Annotated in this window: 14 protein-coding genes and 2 tRNA genes; 6 read left to right on the top strand and 10 right to left on the bottom strand. The window is 35.0% G+C overall.

All coding sequences use genetic code 11. The features are described 5' to 3' along the window. Positions 1–107 precede the first annotated feature (107 nt). The 3 genes from C0430_RS09945 to C0430_RS09935 form a co-directional block, all read right to left on the bottom strand. A complete protein-coding gene (locus C0430_RS09945) occupies positions 108–791 on the bottom strand; it encodes a carbonic anhydrase family protein (RefSeq protein ID WP_290869079.1) in 684 nt (227 codons plus the stop codon). Between the two features lie 31 nt (positions 792–822). Then, positions 823–2,418 (bottom strand): SulP family inorganic anion transporter, encoded by a 1,596-nt coding sequence (locus tag C0430_RS09940; RefSeq protein WP_290869074.1) that lies wholly within the window; start codon positions 2,416–2,418, stop codon positions 823–825. A gap of 85 nt (positions 2,419–2,503) precedes the next feature. Next, a complete protein-coding gene (locus C0430_RS09935) occupies positions 2,504–2,785 on the bottom strand; it encodes a hypothetical protein (RefSeq protein ID WP_290869069.1) in 282 nt (93 codons plus the stop codon). A gap of 695 nt (positions 2,786–3,480) precedes the next feature. Here C0430_RS09935 and C0430_RS09930 point away from each other — a divergent pair. Then, positions 3,481–4,506, top strand: coding sequence for an outer membrane beta-barrel protein (locus tag C0430_RS09930; protein WP_290869063.1), 1,026 nt, complete (start codon positions 3,481–3,483; stop codon positions 4,504–4,506). Between the two features lie 270 nt (positions 4,507–4,776). On the opposite strand, the gene C0430_RS09925 is transcribed toward C0430_RS09930, so the two are convergent. The 5 genes from C0430_RS09925 to C0430_RS09905 all read right to left on the bottom strand — a co-directional run bounded on the left by C0430_RS09925 (position 4,777) and on the right by C0430_RS09905 (position 10,239). Beyond that, positions 4,777–5,694, bottom strand: coding sequence for an N-acetylmuramoyl-L-alanine amidase (locus tag C0430_RS09925; protein ID WP_290869057.1), 918 nt, complete (start codon positions 5,692–5,694; stop codon positions 4,777–4,779). Between the two features lie 30 nt (positions 5,695–5,724). After that, positions 5,725–6,252 (bottom strand): hypothetical protein, encoded by a 528-nt coding sequence (locus C0430_RS09920; protein ID WP_290869051.1) that lies wholly within the window; start codon positions 6,250–6,252, stop codon positions 5,725–5,727. Between the two features lie 17 nt (positions 6,253–6,269). After that, positions 6,270–7,571: a 30S ribosomal protein S12 methylthiotransferase RimO gene (rimO, locus tag C0430_RS09915; RefSeq protein WP_290869048.1), complete on the bottom strand. Its 1,302-nt coding sequence runs from the start codon at positions 7,569–7,571 to the stop codon at positions 6,270–6,272. Between the two features lie 203 nt (positions 7,572–7,774). Next, entirely contained in the window at positions 7,775–9,280 is a 1,506-nt protein-coding gene (locus C0430_RS09910) for a transporter (RefSeq protein ID WP_290869045.1), read from the bottom strand. A 50-nt stretch (positions 9,281–9,330) separates the two neighbouring features. Beyond that, positions 9,331–10,239, bottom strand: a complete 909-nt coding sequence (locus tag C0430_RS09905; RefSeq protein WP_290869042.1) for a hypothetical protein — start codon at positions 10,237–10,239, stop codon at positions 9,331–9,333. Between the two features lie 102 nt (positions 10,240–10,341). Here C0430_RS09905 and proS point away from each other — a divergent pair, with 102 nt between their 5' ends. From proS to rpsT, 4 genes are all read left to right on the top strand, one after another. Next, on the top strand, positions 10,342–11,820 hold the full coding sequence (gene proS / locus C0430_RS09900) for a proline--tRNA ligase (RefSeq protein ID WP_290869040.1): 1,479 nt from the start codon (positions 10,342–10,344) through the stop codon (positions 11,818–11,820). A 77-nt stretch (positions 11,821–11,897) separates the two neighbouring features. Continuing rightward, positions 11,898–11,969, top strand: a tRNA-Glu gene (locus C0430_RS09895). Between the two features lie 47 nt (positions 11,970–12,016). Then, a tRNA-Glu gene (locus C0430_RS09890) sits at positions 12,017–12,088 on the top strand. Between the two features lie 157 nt (positions 12,089–12,245). After that, a complete protein-coding gene (gene rpsT / locus C0430_RS09885) occupies positions 12,246–12,497 on the top strand; it encodes a 30S ribosomal protein S20 (RefSeq protein WP_290869038.1) in 252 nt (83 codons plus the stop codon). 64 nt (positions 12,498–12,561) lie between these two features. On the opposite strand, the gene C0430_RS09880 is transcribed toward rpsT, so the two are convergent. After that, positions 12,562–12,969 carry a response regulator gene (locus C0430_RS09880; protein WP_290869036.1) on the bottom strand — a complete coding sequence of 136 codons (408 nt, stop codon included), beginning with the start codon at positions 12,967–12,969 and terminating at the stop codon, positions 12,562–12,564. Positions 12,970–12,974: 5 nt separating this feature from the next. Further along, positions 12,975–14,612, bottom strand: coding sequence for a PAS domain S-box protein (locus tag C0430_RS09875; RefSeq protein ID WP_290869034.1), 1,638 nt, complete (start codon positions 14,610–14,612; stop codon positions 12,975–12,977). A 235-nt stretch (positions 14,613–14,847) separates the two neighbouring features. Here C0430_RS09875 and C0430_RS09870 point away from each other — a divergent pair. Beyond that, on the top strand, positions 14,848–15,885 hold a 1,038-nt coding region (locus C0430_RS09870), incomplete at its 3' end, for a GTP-binding protein (RefSeq protein ID WP_290869032.1).

The raw sequence follows: 15,885 nt of genomic DNA, 5'->3' as shown, positions 1-15,885 counted from the left end.
GTCTGAAAATTTTTGATGATTCGTGTATTGTATTGCCTTTTGATGATTGATAATGTTTCAATTCGTGACAAAATACGTTTTACGTCAAAAATAACAATGGTGCTGTTTTAATGTCTTAAATCAGCTACTGAGAATTTAGGATTTTTATCATCCTTGATATACATCACGTCAGTATAGAAAGTTACTTTTCCAGTTTCGATGTCATGCATGCCGCCCACAACTCCAACGGCTCCGTTTTCTACCATTTGTTCCAAAATGAAACTGCGCTCGATGATGCTTTTTACAGTTCGTTTCACATTTATTGAGGCCACATTTTCTACAAAGCCAGCGTTTTTTGAGGATCTTTCGCTTTTGGTCGTTTTTTCTTGGTAAACCGCGGGTTGTATTTTTGACAATAATTCGGTGAGGTTGCCCATTTCTACATGGTCGCAAGCTCCTTTTATGGCGCCACATTTGCTGTGTCCCAATACCACTATTAGTTTAGAACCTGCTAGTTTACATGCAAATTCCATACTTCCTAAAATATCGGTGTTGACTACATTTCCGGCGATTCTTACGGAAAAAACATCTCCCAAACCTTGGTCAAAAATTAATTCGGCCGATGTTCTGCTGTCGATACAGCTTAATATGGTGGCAAAAGGCCATTGACCTTCTTTTGTTTCGTTGGCTTGTTGCAGTAAATTGCGGTTGGCTTTTAAATTTTTGATAAATCTATCATTTCCTTCTTGTAATATCTCCAAAGCTTTTCTGGGAGTTATTTGTGCTTGTGTTTCTTGAGTATGTGTTTTCATTTATGAATTTATTTACTTTAGATTTTATTTTTTATTTGTGTTCAACAAAGATATGCTTTCCTTCTTCACCTGTGTTTAAAAGGTCATAGGCTTTTTTGAATCCAATGAGTTTTACTTTTATGTTTTCTTCTTTTGCCCTGATTTTCTTGAATTCTTTGATTAAATCAAGAACATCGTGCGCAATGTAAACCGTATCTTGGGCATTAATGATGACTTCAGAGTTTTCAGGAATGTCGTTTAACGTCGATTTAATGGCGGCTTTGTTTAAAAAGGATACTTCTTGTGCCAAATCGATATGGATTATGTCTCCATCAGCATATTCTTGTTTTCTAAAACTGTAGGCTCTTTTTAAATTTCCTTTAAGAATAAAGATGACACTGATGATGATTCCTAGAGCAACACCTTTCAATAGATCCATGAATACAACTGCCAACAATGTGGCAATGAAAGGAATAAATTGGTACTTTCCGTTTTTCCAGAAATGTTTGAATGTTGCTGGTTTAGCTAGTTTATATCCAACCAATAACAAGATTGCCGCCAAGGTTGCCAATGGTATTTTATTCAAAATAGCTGGAATTATTAGCACGCTTAACAATAATAATATTCCGTGCATGATGGTAGACATTTTAGACTTAGCTCCAGCATTATTGTTTGCCGAAGTACGAACAACTACCGATGTCATTGGTAAACCACCTAAAAGTGAACTTACCAAATTCCCAATTCCTTGGGCCTTCAACTCTACGTTGGTATCGGTGTAGCGTTTGTGTACATCCATTCTGTCAGCGGCTTCAATGCATAACAAAGTTTCAATTGATGCTACGATGGCGATGGTCAAACCAACAATCCAAACTTTAGGATTGGTGATGCTTGAAAAGTCCGGAGTTACAATGATTTGCTTGAATTCTTCCAATGAGGATGGAATTGGCAATGAAACCAAATGTTCTTTTGCAATGGCCAATGAACTTCCGGAAGCGGTAAAAATTTCATTCAAGATTACTCCTAAAATCACCGCAACGAGTGCGCCAGGTATCAATTTTAATTTCTTTAGAAAAGGAACTTTGTCCCATGCAATCAAAATGATCAAGGATAATGCCGTGATGATTATGGCTCCTAATTGTACATAATCAACAATGCCCAATAAAGAGGACAATGTGTTGCTTCCATTAGATTGGACAAAGGATTGGTCACCTTCAAAATCACTGTCGTAACCAAAAGCGTGTGGTAATTGTTTTAGAATAATGATAATTCCAATTCCTGCCAACATTCCTTCAATTACATTTGTTGGAAAATAGTTTGAAATGCTGCCGGCTTTAATGAATCCCAATCCTAATTGGATTATACCTGCAATAAAAACGGCAGTCAAGAATACGTCAAAGGCTCCTAAATCGGTGATTGCTGTTAATACAATTGCGGTCAAGCCTGCAGCTGGACCAGAGACACTCAAGTGTGATTTACTTAAATATCCTACAACTATTCCGCCAACAATACCGGAAATAATACCTGAAAACAAGGGTGCGCCAGAAGCCATTGCAATACCTAAACACAATGGAAGCGCCACCAAGAAAACCACTAAACCTGATGCAAAATCAGATTTAAGGTTGGCAAAAAGATTGATTTTTTTTGTCATAATACCTTACTAAAAATTGAATACAAAGATTTTGTCACATCATTGATGTGAGCATTGGATTTTAATTAATAAAATCAACGGTGTATTAAACTTGTTCGGGAGGGGGAATGAATATTTTGGATGCAATTTTATCGTGCTTGGATAAATTCTCGGAGTGTATTAAACCGGAATCCAATTGAGATAAATTTACGGGAGCAATCACGACAGCAGAATTAAATACCGCCTTAATTTCTTTGTGCGCCTTCTCTTCTTCTGAAAAACTATAAAACACGGACATATCTGCACTTTTCTTAATCACGCTAACAATAGTTGGAGTGGCAAGAAAGGTTATAAATACAAACAATAATATTTGTGCAGTTATTTTCATTGCTGCAAAAATAGAATTAAAGAAACGAAATCAAAACTATTGGATAAAATTTAAAACAAAATTAACATCTGTTTTTTGTAGGAAAAAATAAAGTATGACATTGCTTTTTTTGTATTATTTATAGTTAATAAAGGATGATTTTTGGGGTTTTGGAATATTGAAACACAACAGGGGCGAACAAAGCATTTTGACTCCAAAAATCGACTTTTTTTGAATTTTTAATCCTTGTTTTTTGAAAGTTATTCGGTAATTAACCGTCTTTTTTATTCGATGCTTTAAATTTTTATTTTAAGTTTTGTGGTATAAATAATAGGGTTGTGTTTTTGTTTTAATATTTTTTAAATGCAAAATAGGAGTTTTTATTTGTTGTTAAAATTTTTCATTTAAAAAAATAGGGGGTGTTTGAAAAAATATTAAATATTGATTTTTTAAAATTGGGTTTCAAAAATAAGGAATGCATATTATTTGGTATCGATTTTTTGGTTATCGATAAATCTTCTCCAAAAGAGGTAAAAAAGTGATTTTTTTATATTTAACTAAAATATAAGTTAATAGATTTGCCATAACAAAAAGGGATTTGCTTATGGAAATTTATACTTACAAAATGATGTTTTTTTAATGTTTGAAAAACACATTTAAAGAGTGATACTATTAAAAATAAACAAAACCAAATTAATAATTAAACCAAAATAAACATGAAAAAAGCAGGACTAATTTTAGCATTAATGCTAACGACAAGCATGACATTTGCACAAACTACTGAAGAAACTACTCCAAAAGAAACACCATTAGAGATTTCAGGATCTGCTGATTTGTATTACAAGTATGATTTTTCAAAAATGCAAAACATTAAAACTAGTTTTGCAACAGACCAAAACTCGATTTCTTTGGGGATGCTCGATATTGCATTAAAGAAAACTACAGGAAAAGCGTCATTTGTGGGGGAAGTCTCTTTTGGACCAAGAGGACAATATCAATCAATTCCAAATGGTGATGGAACTGATGTCAATTCATTTCATATTCAAAACTTGTATGCTACGTATGCATTCACGGACAAGTTTAGCATGACTGCAGGTTATATGGGAACTTTTATTGGTTACGAGGTGATCTCTCCTTTGGCTAATTTTCATTATTCTACTTCTTATTTGTTTACCAGCGGGCCATTTCAAAATGCTGGTGTTAAAGCAAATTATGCAGTGTCTGATAAATTTGGCGTGATGTTGGGTTTGTTTAATGATTCTTGGAATTCATACAAAGCTGATCCGGTAAAAGGATTAAATGCCATAGGAGGCCAATTGTCTTTCGCAACAGAAGGTGTTAGTGCGTATCTTAACTTTATGGATGGTTCCGTGAGTGGAACTATTTTTGACTTAACGGCATCATTCCAACTTTCTGAAAAATTTAAATTGGGTTTCAATGCTGCTGATTTTTCAAATGAAGGAGATGTTGGTTACACAGGTGTGGCTTTTTATCCTTCTTATGCAATTAGCGAAACCTTTGGTTTAGGATTGCGTGGTGAATATTTTAAATATAAAGAAGGTTCAGGCGATACAGATGTAACTGCTTTAACTTTGTCTGCTAATTTAAAAGCGGGTGGATTTACCTTTATTCCAGAGTTCAGACTTGACAGTAATTCTGATGAAGCATTGTTCGTTGACTCTGATATGGCTCCTGCAAAAGCTGCTTCTCAAGTTGTTTTAGCAGTGGTTTATGGGTTCTAATTAATTAGTGTTTAATAGATAATTTTTTTTTACTGCCAAGATGCTATTTAGTGTTTTGGCAGTTTTTTTATTTCTAATTGGTATTGAATTGGCCAATAATTTATTCAATTAAAGCATAATGTATTGTTATGTTGGTAAATCCTGACATGCTTTTATTTGAAGAATAGATAATGAATGAAAAGAAACAACTTAAGTTTCTGCATTTGCATTAAAAAAAAAACGGCCTTTTGTGTAATTCAAAAGACCGCTTTTAACTTTATTTTAAACTAATTACTGTTTCTTGTATATATTGTAAATAGTATTAATGGTTTTAGTGTCTAAAACGGCATCAACTTCTGATTGAATGTAATGAAGTTTAAATGCGGTAATGGCAGCAGGAAGATTTTTTGTGTCGTATCCAATGATTCTTAAACCTTGTTCTGCATTGAAGTCAAGTGGCGCTTGTTCCAAAACATCATCGGGCCAAATTCCAAAGCCATTTACTGCCAAAAGTTTCCAAGGAAACAAAGCACTCGGGTCTTTTTTTCTGGTTGGTGCAATGTCTGCATGACCAAGAATGTTTTGCGCAGGAATATTATAATCCTTTTTAAGTTTTGTCAACAAAGCCAAAAGACTTATGATTTGGTTGTCGGAAAAAGGTTGGATTCCGTTATTGTCCAATTCAATTCCTATTGATGCCGAATTGATGTCGCTGTTTCTACCCCAAATCGCATTTCCTCCATGCCAAGCTCGAAGATAATCATTGACCATTTGCACCACTCTTCCGTCATTGGCAATTACATAATGTGCACTTACTTGAGTTTTTGTGATTGTAAATGTTTTCAATGTTTGTGCCAAGGAATCTTGTGCGGTATGATGAATTATGATAAAATTTGGTTTTCTAAGATTAAAATTGACGGTGCTGATCCATTCAGTACTGATGCCATTTTGTAATGTTATGGGTGCCTTTATGGACAAAGTATCTTTGTAAAGTACCAGAGGATCTACCGGTGCCGGTTCAGTCGACGGCAATATTGTGGTGCTGCTAGTTTCCAACTTTGCAGCGTCCATGTTTGATATCTTTTTTTTGTAATTTCCAAGCTGTTGCTTGTATGATTTTTCACTTGCTTTATATGGATTTGTAGAACAAGAAGTAATTATAACTACCAAAAGCAGGTAAAAAAAAGGTTTATTTGTAAAATGTTTCATGCTATTTGAATGTGTTTAGTGTTCAATAAATTATTCTTGTTTCTCTTTCTCTTTCTCTTTAGCTTTTTCTTTTGCGTTAGATTTATCTTTAGATTTTTTCTGGTTTTTCCTGTCTTCTTTAAAAGCAATGTATTTTTCTCTTTGCTCTGGACTTAAAAATTGATTTATTTTTCTATCCGTAGTTTCTGAAAGTGCTTGAAAATTTTTTATTTGATCTTCATTGCTGAAGTCTTGTTTGAGCAAAACTCCTTGTGCTCTTAGGCTTTCTTTTAGAACGTTGGATATAGCGATTGTTTGAAGTTCATCAAGATTTAGGGCTGGTTTCATTTGTTCAATCAACAAGGCAACAGTCTCTTCAACTGGAACTTCTTTTGGTTTTTCCGGCTGTCCACCTTGATTCATTCCACCACTCATTTGGCTCATGGCGCTACCGTGATTATAACCGCCACCTCTGCCGTAGCCATTGTTGCCATAGCCATATCCGCCATATTGGGCAGAAACCGTGGTAATGGATAACAACATAAATAGAAAAACTAGAAATGAGTGAGTTGTTTTCATGGTTTATATTTTTAAAATTAAATAGGTTCGGCAAATAAATCAAATTCTGTGGCATCCGTAACTTTAACCATAACAAATTCCCCGGTTTTCACGTAATGTTTGGAAGCATCGATAAGAACTTCATTGTCCACGTCAGGACTGTCAAATTCAGTTCGTCCCACGAAATGCTCACCTTCTTTTCTGTCAATAATACACCGGAAAGTTTTGCCAATTTTCTCTTGGTTCAGATCCCAGGAAATTTGTGATTGGATTTCCATAATTTCGTTGGCACGACTTTGTTTTACGTCATCTGGAACATCGTCAACCAAATCGTAAGCACTGGTATTTTCTTCGTGTGAATAGGTAAAACAACCCAGTCTTTCGAATTTCATTTCTTGAACCCAATCCCTCATAATTTCGAAATCTTCTTGCGTTTCGCCAGGATAACCAACGATTAAAGTGGTTCTGATGGTCATTCCGGGAACTGCTTCGCGGAACTCTTTCAGTAATTTGGTTGTTTTTACTTTTGTTGTGCCACGCTTCATCGATTTCAAAATAGAATCCGAAATGTGTTGCAACGGAATATCAATATAATTGCAAATCTTTGGCTCACGCTTCATAATTTCCAAAACATCCATCGGGAAACCGGTAGGGAAGGCGTAATGCAAACGAATCCATTCGATTCCTTCGACTTTTACCAAGGCTTCCAATAATTCGCCAAGATTTCTTTTTTTGTATATGTCCAAGCCGTAATACGTCAAATCTTGCGCAATCAAAATCAATTCTTTTACGCCGTTTTTAGCCAAACCTTCGGCTTCTTTGACTAATTTTTCGATAGTTTGCGAAACGTGTTTTCCGCGCATTAATGGAATGGCACAAAAACTGCAAGGTCTATCGCAACCTTCGGCAATTTTGAGGTAAGCATAATTTTTTGGGGTCGTTGTCAAGCGTTCTCCCAATAATTCGTGTTTGTAATCGGCTCCCAAAGCTTTTAGTAATGCAGGTAATTCGGTGGTGCCAAAAAATTGGTCCACGTTGGGAATTTCTTTTTCCAAATCGGGTCTGTAGCGTTCCGACAAACATCCAGTGACAAAAACTTTGTCTACTATTCCCTTTTCTTTTTTGTCTGCATATTCCAGAATCATGTTTACGGATTCTGCTTTGGCATTGTCGATGAATCCACAGGTATTGATGACAACGATGTTTCCTTCTTCTTCGTGCGCGACATCTTTTCCGCTGGCTCGAAGTTGACCCATTAGTACTTCGCTGTCATATACATTTTTCGAACACCCAAGAGTGATTACGTTAATTTTATTCTTTTTTAAAGATTTGGTTCTCATAGATTTATAATCCCTATAATTTGGGAATTTTGCAAAATTACAATTTTTATTTTAAGAAGTACAAACCTTTATTTTTTTAGGAATGTTCACTACTACTATTCAGTACAATCTTTTTTGTTTTTTGCCTAAGTTTATTCGTATATTTTTTAACAAAAAAACCACTTCAAATGAAATGGCTTTCTGTTAAATTAATGTTTGATATTTTACAATTCAAACAACAAGGTCATTGAAACGTTATTGTTTTTGGTATTGATTTTGGCTCCATCAGTAAATCCTTGGGTAAAAAATCCTTGTTGCGAATTTCTTTCTGCATAAGCATAAGCAACGTCTAATTTGAATACGCCAAAGTTATAGCCCAATCCTCCAGAAAAACTGTTCAAATCACCTATTGTATTTGAGTTTTTGTATGGACCTTCTTCAAAACGATATCCGCCTCTAAGACTCCATTCCTTGATTTTGTATTCGGCACCAATTCTTAATTCACCCGAAGTGCTGAGAATGTTGTTCATTTCGCTGTTCAAGCCTCTATAATAGACATCATTTTTGGGTTGAAATTTAGTGTTTCCATAATTTTTTATAGAATAATCAATACTAATTAATCCAGTTTTTCCAAAAATCTGGGCAAAACTTCCCGTAAACTTGCTTGGAGTTTGTAATTTGTATGGTGCATAATAATTGACAAGTTGTGGATCGACTACATCTGCAGGTAATTGTCCTCCTGAATTGGCACTCACGGCAGCTAAATTTTGAGAAAATTCATCGCTTAAGTTGTACCAAGTTGGCGATTCATATGCTAATCCTAAACGTGTATTGGTAGTGACTTTTCCAATAACCCCTATTTGAAAAGAAAATCCTGTTCCGTAGGTATATAAATTATTGTCAAAACGTAAATTTTTCACGGTATAATCGAGACCCAAAGGGTTGTTGTTTCTTTCGTAAAAACTGGTAGAACGATAGAAATCAGTGAAATGCGAATTTAAGTTTATCCCGAAATACAATTTGTCTTGATAAGAAGAGGCCATGTTGAAGGATAATTTTCCGTTGTATCCATTAGTGTAAATACCGTTTTCTTGATAATAATTTCCTCCCGAAGTTACGTTCGAAACATATTGTGAATTATTCGGATTTGTGTTGTCAACAGGATTGATTATATAGGCTTGGTAACCCAAAAAAGCTTGTTGTCCACCGTTATCTAGTTCTCCATAATTGGAGTTGTCCAAAACACTTAGAGGCACGCCATTTGCATAACTTAAAAAATAGCCATCAACTGAATTTGTTGGGTTCACACCGGAAGAAAAGATGGAATTATCAAAATTATTCGTGTTTTCGTAATTTATTGAAAAGGAGATTTTTTTCCAGTTGTTATTTGAATTTTGGTTTTTGAAAACGAATACACCTCCAATTTGATTCAGATCGAAAGAATTATCGCTAATCGAAGTATTGGTTCCGAAATAATTGGAATTATTTTTTACGTTAAAATTGCTTAAGGTTGCTGCAATTTGGTTGTTTGAAAAAACGGCAGAACCTGCCGGATTTATGTTTATTGAGGATAAATCACCGCCAAGAGCTCCAAACGCTCCGCCCATAGCTCTAAAACGTGCCGTTCCGCTTAAATTGTCTTGTGCATAACGAACAGCGTCGATTATTTCTTGTGATTGTGCAGCGCTGAAAGTGAAACCGGCAAATAGCAGGAATATGTATTTTTTCATGTTTAGTTTGATTAGAGTTGTCTTTTTTATTTTACAAAACTTAAAAGTAATTATCTTCTTCCACCGCCACCTGTTGATCTTCCGCCGCCACTGTATGTTCCGCCGCCGCCAGATGATCTTCCGCTACTGTAATTGCTGTTTGAACTTGGGCTATAGGATCTTGTGGGAGTATAGTTTTGGCTTCTGGAACTGTTAGTGTTTACATTGGTGTTTGTATTGGCATTCGTTCTTGTTCGTGCCGAAGTATTATTTTGAGACGTTGAATAATCTCTCGTCATAAATGAAGAATCGTCTCTTGTCCTGCTATTTGTGGAACCTCTTCTAAAATTAGTGTAGTTCGTTCCTCTGGTGGTAGTGTTGGCAGGATTTTGAGAATATCTATTATTGCCATAAACTCCATTGGCATAAGAAGAACCTCTTCGACTGGAATTATAAGAATAATTATTGTTGTAGCTATATCCATAATAAGGATAGCCGTGTCCATAGTGAGGATAACCGTAGCCGTAATAAGGATAGCCGTATCCATAATAAGGATAACCCCATCCATAACCATAATAAGGATAGTCCCAACTGTATCCATAATAAGGATAGCCCCATCCATAACCATAGCCATAATAAGGATAGTTAAAACCGAGACCAAAACCAATAGACATACTCCAAGGTTCAGTATATATATTTACAGAAGTTGTTGTGGGATTGCTTCCCCAGCTAGGATAGTCTTGATTTGAAACTTGAACAGTGTCGTTAGTGATGTTATTTTCGGTTTGCAAAGATTTAAAATATTCTTTATAACGATTGCTTGAAATTTCCTGAACTTCTTTTTCGGTATTTCCATATATTCCATCGGTATCATAATAGGAACTATTTTGATACGAACCACATGATGCTGCAAGAAGGCTTAAAAATCCAATTAATGAATAAAAGGCAGCATTTCGGGAGAAAAAAATATTAGTTTTCATATCTGTGGGATATTTTATTGTTGCACATTACAAAAATAGTTAGTTTTGCTGAACTATTCAGTTAAAAAAAATAAAAACAAAATTTGTGCCAAACTATTCAATATGAGCAAGAACCTTACCACACGAGCAGAAGATTATTCAAAATGGTATAATGAGCTGGTTGTAAAAGCCGATTTGGCTGAAAATTCAGGAGTTAGAGGCTGTATGGTTATCAAACCTTATGGTTATGCAATCTGGGAAAAAATGCAAGCAGAATTAGATAGAATGTTCAAAGAAACAGGACATCAAAACGCTTATTTTCCTTTGTTCGTTCCCAAAAGCATGTTTGAGGCTGAAGAGAAAAATGCGGAAGGTTTTGCCAAAGAATGTGCCATCGTGACTCACTATAGATTAAAAAACGATGCTGATAATCCAGGCAAGTTAATGGTTGATCCCAATGCAAAATTGGAAGAAGAATTAATCGTTCGTCCCACAAGTGAAGCCATAATTTGGTCAACTTATAAAGGCTGGGTTCAATCCTACAGAGATTTACCGTTGCTGATAAACCAATGGGCCAATGTTGTGCGATGGGAAATGAGAACACGATTGTTTCTTAGAACAGCCGAATTCTTGTGGCAAGAAGGACATACGGCACATGCAACAAAAGCAGAAGCGGTTGAAGAATCTGAAAAAATGATGAATGTATATGCCGATTTTGCCGAAAATTTTATGGCAATTCCAGTGATAAAAGGATTGAAAACCGAAACAGAACGTTTTGCTGGAGCCGAAGAAACCTATTGCATTGAAGCTTTAATGCAGGACGGAAAAGCTTTGCAGGCTGGAACTTCACATTTCTTGGGGCAGAATTTTGCTAAGGCTTTTGACGTGAAATTTGCCAATGCAGAAGGGAAACAAGAACACGTTTGGGGAACTTCTTGGGGAGTTTCCACTCGATTGATGGGAGCATTGGTGATGACACATTCCGATGATCAAGGATTGGTTTTGCCTCCTACTTTGGCACCAATTCAGGTGGTAATTGTTCCCATCTATAAAACGGAGGAACAATTGAATGAAATCTCCATTGTTGTGAATGAATTGGTTTCGGAATTCAAGAAACTAAATATTTCCGTGAAATTTGACAATAGAACAACCCAGAAACCAGGATTTAAATTTGCAGAATGGGAATTGAAAGGTGTGCCGGTTCGAATTGCAGTAGGTCCAAAAGATTTAGAAAATGGAACTTTTGAGGTGGCTAGAAGGGATACTTTGTCCAAAGAAGTGGTTACTAAAGACGGAATCGTGACTTACATAAGCGATTTGTTGGCGCAAATTCAAAAAGATTTGTTCCAAAAAGCTTTGGATTACAGAAATTCCCACATCACCGAAGTAAACAGTTTTGAGGAGTTTAAAACAGTTTTAAACGGCGAAGGAGGCTTTGTTTCAGCACATTGGGATGGTACGGCAGAGACGGAAGAAAAGATCAAGGAAATTACTAAAGCAACCATAAGATGTGTTCCTTTGGATAGAGTAGAAGAGGCGGGAAGCTGCGTTTTTACTGGTAATTCATCGGTTGGAAGGGTGTTGTTTGCGAAGGCTTATTAAAAAAAAACAAAAAAACATACTTCAGCTATTGTGCGAATAGAAAATAGTTGTATTTTTGCATCCGCAATACGCAAGTAGGTCCCTTCGTCTATCGGTTAGGACGCCAGGTTTTCATCCTGGTAAGGGGGGTTCGATTCCCCCAGGGACTACAAAACTCATCAAAATGAGTATAAATATTTGAAAATATAAGCATAATGGTCCGTTCGTCTATCGGTTAGGACGCCAGGTTTTCATCCTGGTAAGGGGGGTTCGATTCCCCCACGGACTACAATTAGTTGTAAATAAGTTTTATAAAATAAAGATTGGTGTCTCCTGTTTTTATTTTATTAGTTAAAACCAAAGTGATTGTAAAAACAATTGTGGGAGGTTTTTCTTTTTTAACTGATAGTTTATAATAATTATTACAATTAAAAATAAAAGAAAAAATGGCAAATCACAAGTCAGCATTAAAAAGAATTAGAAGTAACGAGAAAAGAAGAGTATTAAACAGATACCAACACAAAACTACTCGTAATGCAATTAAAGCATTAAGATTAGCTACAGATAAAGCAGATGCTACTTCAAAATTATCAAGCGTAATCTCAATGATAGATAAATTAGCTAAAAAGAATATCATTCATGATAACAAAGCGTCTAATTTAAAGTCTAAATTAACGAAACATGTTGCTAAATTGTAATATTTGCAACTTATATCATTAAAAAAAAGCTCTCAGAAATGAGAGCTTTTTTTATGTGTTATTGTTAAATTATGCCCTTTACATATTCGAGCATTTCTTGCGAAATGGGTTTTGACAAAAAATCAATAACCATTGGGTATTTTTTTGATTTTTCTAAATCTTCCGGATCAATTGTCGAGGAAAGAATAATGACTTTTGTCTTGTTGTAATCATCATACTCTGAAGTGCTGAAACTTTCCAGAAACTCCCAACCTCCCATTACTGGCATGTTTAAATCCAAAAAAATTAATTGAGGCTGCTTCTTCAACTCGTTGTTGGGACCAATCTCTTTGAGTGTATCGAAATATTGAAGGGCTTCTTCTCCATTTTTTGAAGTAGCTATTTCATTTGAAAACGAGGCTTTTTTAGTCACCATTTTGCATAACATCAGTGTTATGGGGTCGTCATCAATGAATAAAATTGAATCAAGCATATTTATTATTTATTTTTAAATGTTAATGTGAATGTGGTTCCAACATCTACTTTGCTCTCCAAGTTGATGGTTCCTCCCATGGTTTCCACTTGGGATTTAACAAGATATAAGCCCAGTCCTTTGCTGTCTGGGTGGTCGTGGAATCTTTGATAAAGACCAAAAATTTTATCTCTATTTCGTTCTAAATTGATTCCAATGCCATTGTCCTTAAAAATCAAAATGACATTATCGTCAATTTGATTGGCTGTAATGTGTATTTTTAATTTTCGGGTTTCAGATTTGTATTTTATGGCATTAGTCAAGAGGTTCAATAGAATACTCTCCAAGTACGATTTGTTCGTGTTTAAAAAGGAAACTTCTTCAAAATTAAATTTTATTATTGGCTTGTGTAAACCTATTAAAAAATCCAATTGACTAAAAACATCTTCAAAAACATCCTTTAACATAAGGTTTTCTTTTTCGATGGAGGGGTTGTCCTTTATGATAATTACTTTTACCAAGTCATTGATTGTGTCATTTAATAAATGGGTTGATTTATTGAAACCATCCAAAATTTCTTTTAGTTCTTCGTTTTCAACAGGAATGTCTTCCATTAAATTTAATAATCCGGTTAAGTTTGATAACGGAGCTCTAAGATTGTGTGAAGTTATGTAAGAAAATTGTTGTAAATCTTTGTTGTTTTGTGTTAATTCCCGAATGAGTTGTTCTTTTTCTACTTCTTGTTTTTTCTGTTCTGTGATGTCTCTTTGTATGGAAACCCAATGCGAAAGTTCTCCATCTGAATTATAAACAGGCAACATAGAGAAGTTTACCCAGTATTCTTCTTTGTTTTTTGTATAACTGATGGTTTCTACTTGGCTTTCTTTTTTGTTTTTTATGGCGCTGACTAGTTTGCTGTATTCTTGGCTATCAGAATTCGGGCCTTTAAAGATGTTTGGGGATTTTCCAATAATTTCATTCGAATCGTATCCAGACATGACTGAAAATGCTGGATTGACATATACTATTTTAGGGATGTTACCGTCACATAAATCAGGTTCGGTAATAATTACGGAATCTTTGGTGTGCGTAATTACGGTTTCCAAGAGTTTTAGTCGTTGTTCTTCTTCTTTTTGTTTGGTTATGTCTTGTATGGCTCCAATCATTCTCACTGATTTACCATTTTCATCCTTTAGTATAAATCCTCTATCCAATACATATTTATAAGAACCATCGGCACACTTAAATCGATATTGATCTTGCCATTTTTCAGTTTTTTGTTCTATGAAAGAATAAAGTTTTATGGACATTTTGATACTGTCTTCTGGATGGATATTTTCAAACCACCATTCGGAACTGTTGCCTACATGCTCTTTATTGTATCCAAATATTTTTTCAATTCCTTTATTCCAAGTCATGCTGTCTTCTTGTATTTTCCAATCCCAAATAGTATCACTGGTCGCTTTTGATACGATGTCATACCTTTCATTGGATTCTTTGATTTCATCGTTTGTTTTCTTGAGTTTTTCAAAAACTTTAGAGTTTTGAATGTCATTCTTGTATAAAAGATATTTAAGAATTATTCCTGAACCCAATATAAAGATGATGTCTTTTATGAAATTAGCAATTGGTAGGGATTGCGGGGAAATATATTTTATAATCATTTTGTGGCTAATAGTAGCCAACAATAAGGATATAAGAATATAGATTATGGTTATTTGATTGGTCCTGTTTTTCATTATTCAAATATAATTAATTATAAGGTAATTATTAAACATCAAACAAAACTTATTTAAAATAGCTTGTTTTAGTGCTTTTAGGTCAAGAAAAGGCAAACTATTGCATAAAGATTTTTTTTATGAAAATAAAGTGTACCTTTGCAACCTCAAAAAAAATCAGATGGAAGCTATTAGAAACATTGCAATTATTGCCCACGTCGATCACGGTAAAACCACTTTGGTTGATAAAATTATGTATCACTGTCATTTATTTCGTGACAACGAAAACACCGGTGACTTAATTCTTGACAACAACGACTTGGAGCGTGAAAGAGGTATTACAATTACATCTAAAAATGTTTCGGTACTTTATAAAGGAACAAAAATCAATATTATTGACACTCCCGGTCACGCCGATTTTGGTGGAGAAGTAGAGCGTGTTCTTAATATGGCTGACGGTGTTTGTCTTCTTGTGGATGCTTTTGAGGGACCAATGCCCCAAACGCGTTTTGTGTTGCAAAAAGCACTTGACCTTGGTCTAAAACCTTGTGTAGTAATTAATAAAGTGGATAAAGAAAACTGTACTCCTGAAGAAGTTCACGAAAAAGTTTTCGACTTAATGTTCGAATTAGGTGCAGAAGAATGGCAATTGGATTTTCCAACGGTTTATGGTTCAGCCAAAAACAACTGGATGTCTGATGACTTCAATGTTATCACGGAAAATATCGAGCCTTTATTGGATATGGTAATAGAAAACGTTCCTGCTCCAAAAGTTTCTGAAGGAACGCCACAAATGTTGATTACATCATTAGATTTCTCTTCTTTTACAGGTCGTATCGCCATTGGTCGTCTTGAAAGAGGGGTCTTGAAAGAAGGAATGCCAATTTCTTTGGTAAAAAGAGACGGAAAAATAACAAAATCAAGAATTAAAGAATTGCATACTTTTGAAGGTCTTGGCCGTAAAAAAGTGCAAGAAGTAATTGCTGGAGATATTTGTGCCATAATAGGAGTTGAAGGTTTTGAAATTGGTGATACCATCGCTTGTTTTGACAATCCTGAAGCTTTGCAAACCATTGCCATTGATGAGCCTACAATGAGTATGTTGTTTACCATCAATGACTCTCCGTTCTTTGGTAAAGAAGGAAAATTTGTAACTTCTCGCCATATTAGAGATAGATTGACAAAAGAATTGGAAAAAAACCTGGCCATGAAATTAGGC

This window comes from Flavobacterium sp. (assembly GCF_013823965.1).
Lineage (GTDB): Bacteria > Bacteroidota > Bacteroidia > Flavobacteriales > Flavobacteriaceae > Flavobacterium.
The sequence above is the reverse complement of the archived record's forward strand: the minus strand, read 5'-3'. Positions and strand labels throughout refer to the sequence as shown.

Excerpts from the sequence above, each read along its gene's own strand:
- C0430_RS09945 (WP_290869079.1), bottom strand. The coding sequence starts at position 791 with ATGAAAACACATACTCAAGAAACACAAGCACAAATAACTCCCAGAAAA.
- C0430_RS09940 (WP_290869074.1), bottom strand. The coding sequence starts at position 2,418 with ATGACAAAAAAAATCAATCTTTTTGCCAACCTTAAATCTGATTTTGCA.
- C0430_RS09935 (WP_290869069.1), bottom strand. The coding sequence starts at position 2,785 with ATGAAAATAACTGCACAAATATTATTGTTTGTATTTATAACCTTTCTT.
- C0430_RS09930 (WP_290869063.1), top strand. The coding sequence starts at position 3,481 with ATGAAAAAAGCAGGACTAATTTTAGCATTAATGCTAACGACAAGCATG.
- C0430_RS09925 (WP_290869057.1), bottom strand. The coding sequence starts at position 5,694 with ATGAAACATTTTACAAATAAACCTTTTTTTTACCTGCTTTTGGTAGTT.
- C0430_RS09920 (WP_290869051.1), bottom strand. The coding sequence starts at position 6,252 with ATGAAAACAACTCACTCATTTCTAGTTTTTCTATTTATGTTGTTATCC.
- rimO (WP_290869048.1), bottom strand. The coding sequence starts at position 7,571 with ATGAGAACCAAATCTTTAAAAAAGAATAAAATTAACGTAATCACTCTT.
- C0430_RS09910 (WP_290869045.1), bottom strand. The coding sequence starts at position 9,280 with ATGAAAAAATACATATTCCTGCTATTTGCCGGTTTCACTTTCAGCGCT.
- C0430_RS09905 (WP_290869042.1), bottom strand. The coding sequence starts at position 10,239 with ATGAAAACTAATATTTTTTTCTCCCGAAATGCTGCCTTTTATTCATTA.
- proS (WP_290869040.1), top strand. The coding sequence starts at position 10,342 with ATGAGCAAGAACCTTACCACACGAGCAGAAGATTATTCAAAATGGTAT.
- rpsT (WP_290869038.1), top strand. The coding sequence starts at position 12,246 with ATGGCAAATCACAAGTCAGCATTAAAAAGAATTAGAAGTAACGAGAAA.
- C0430_RS09880 (WP_290869036.1), bottom strand. The coding sequence starts at position 12,969 with ATGCTTGATTCAATTTTATTCATTGATGACGACCCCATAACACTGATG.
- C0430_RS09875 (WP_290869034.1), bottom strand. The coding sequence starts at position 14,612 with ATGATTATAAAATATATTTCCCCGCAATCCCTACCAATTGCTAATTTC.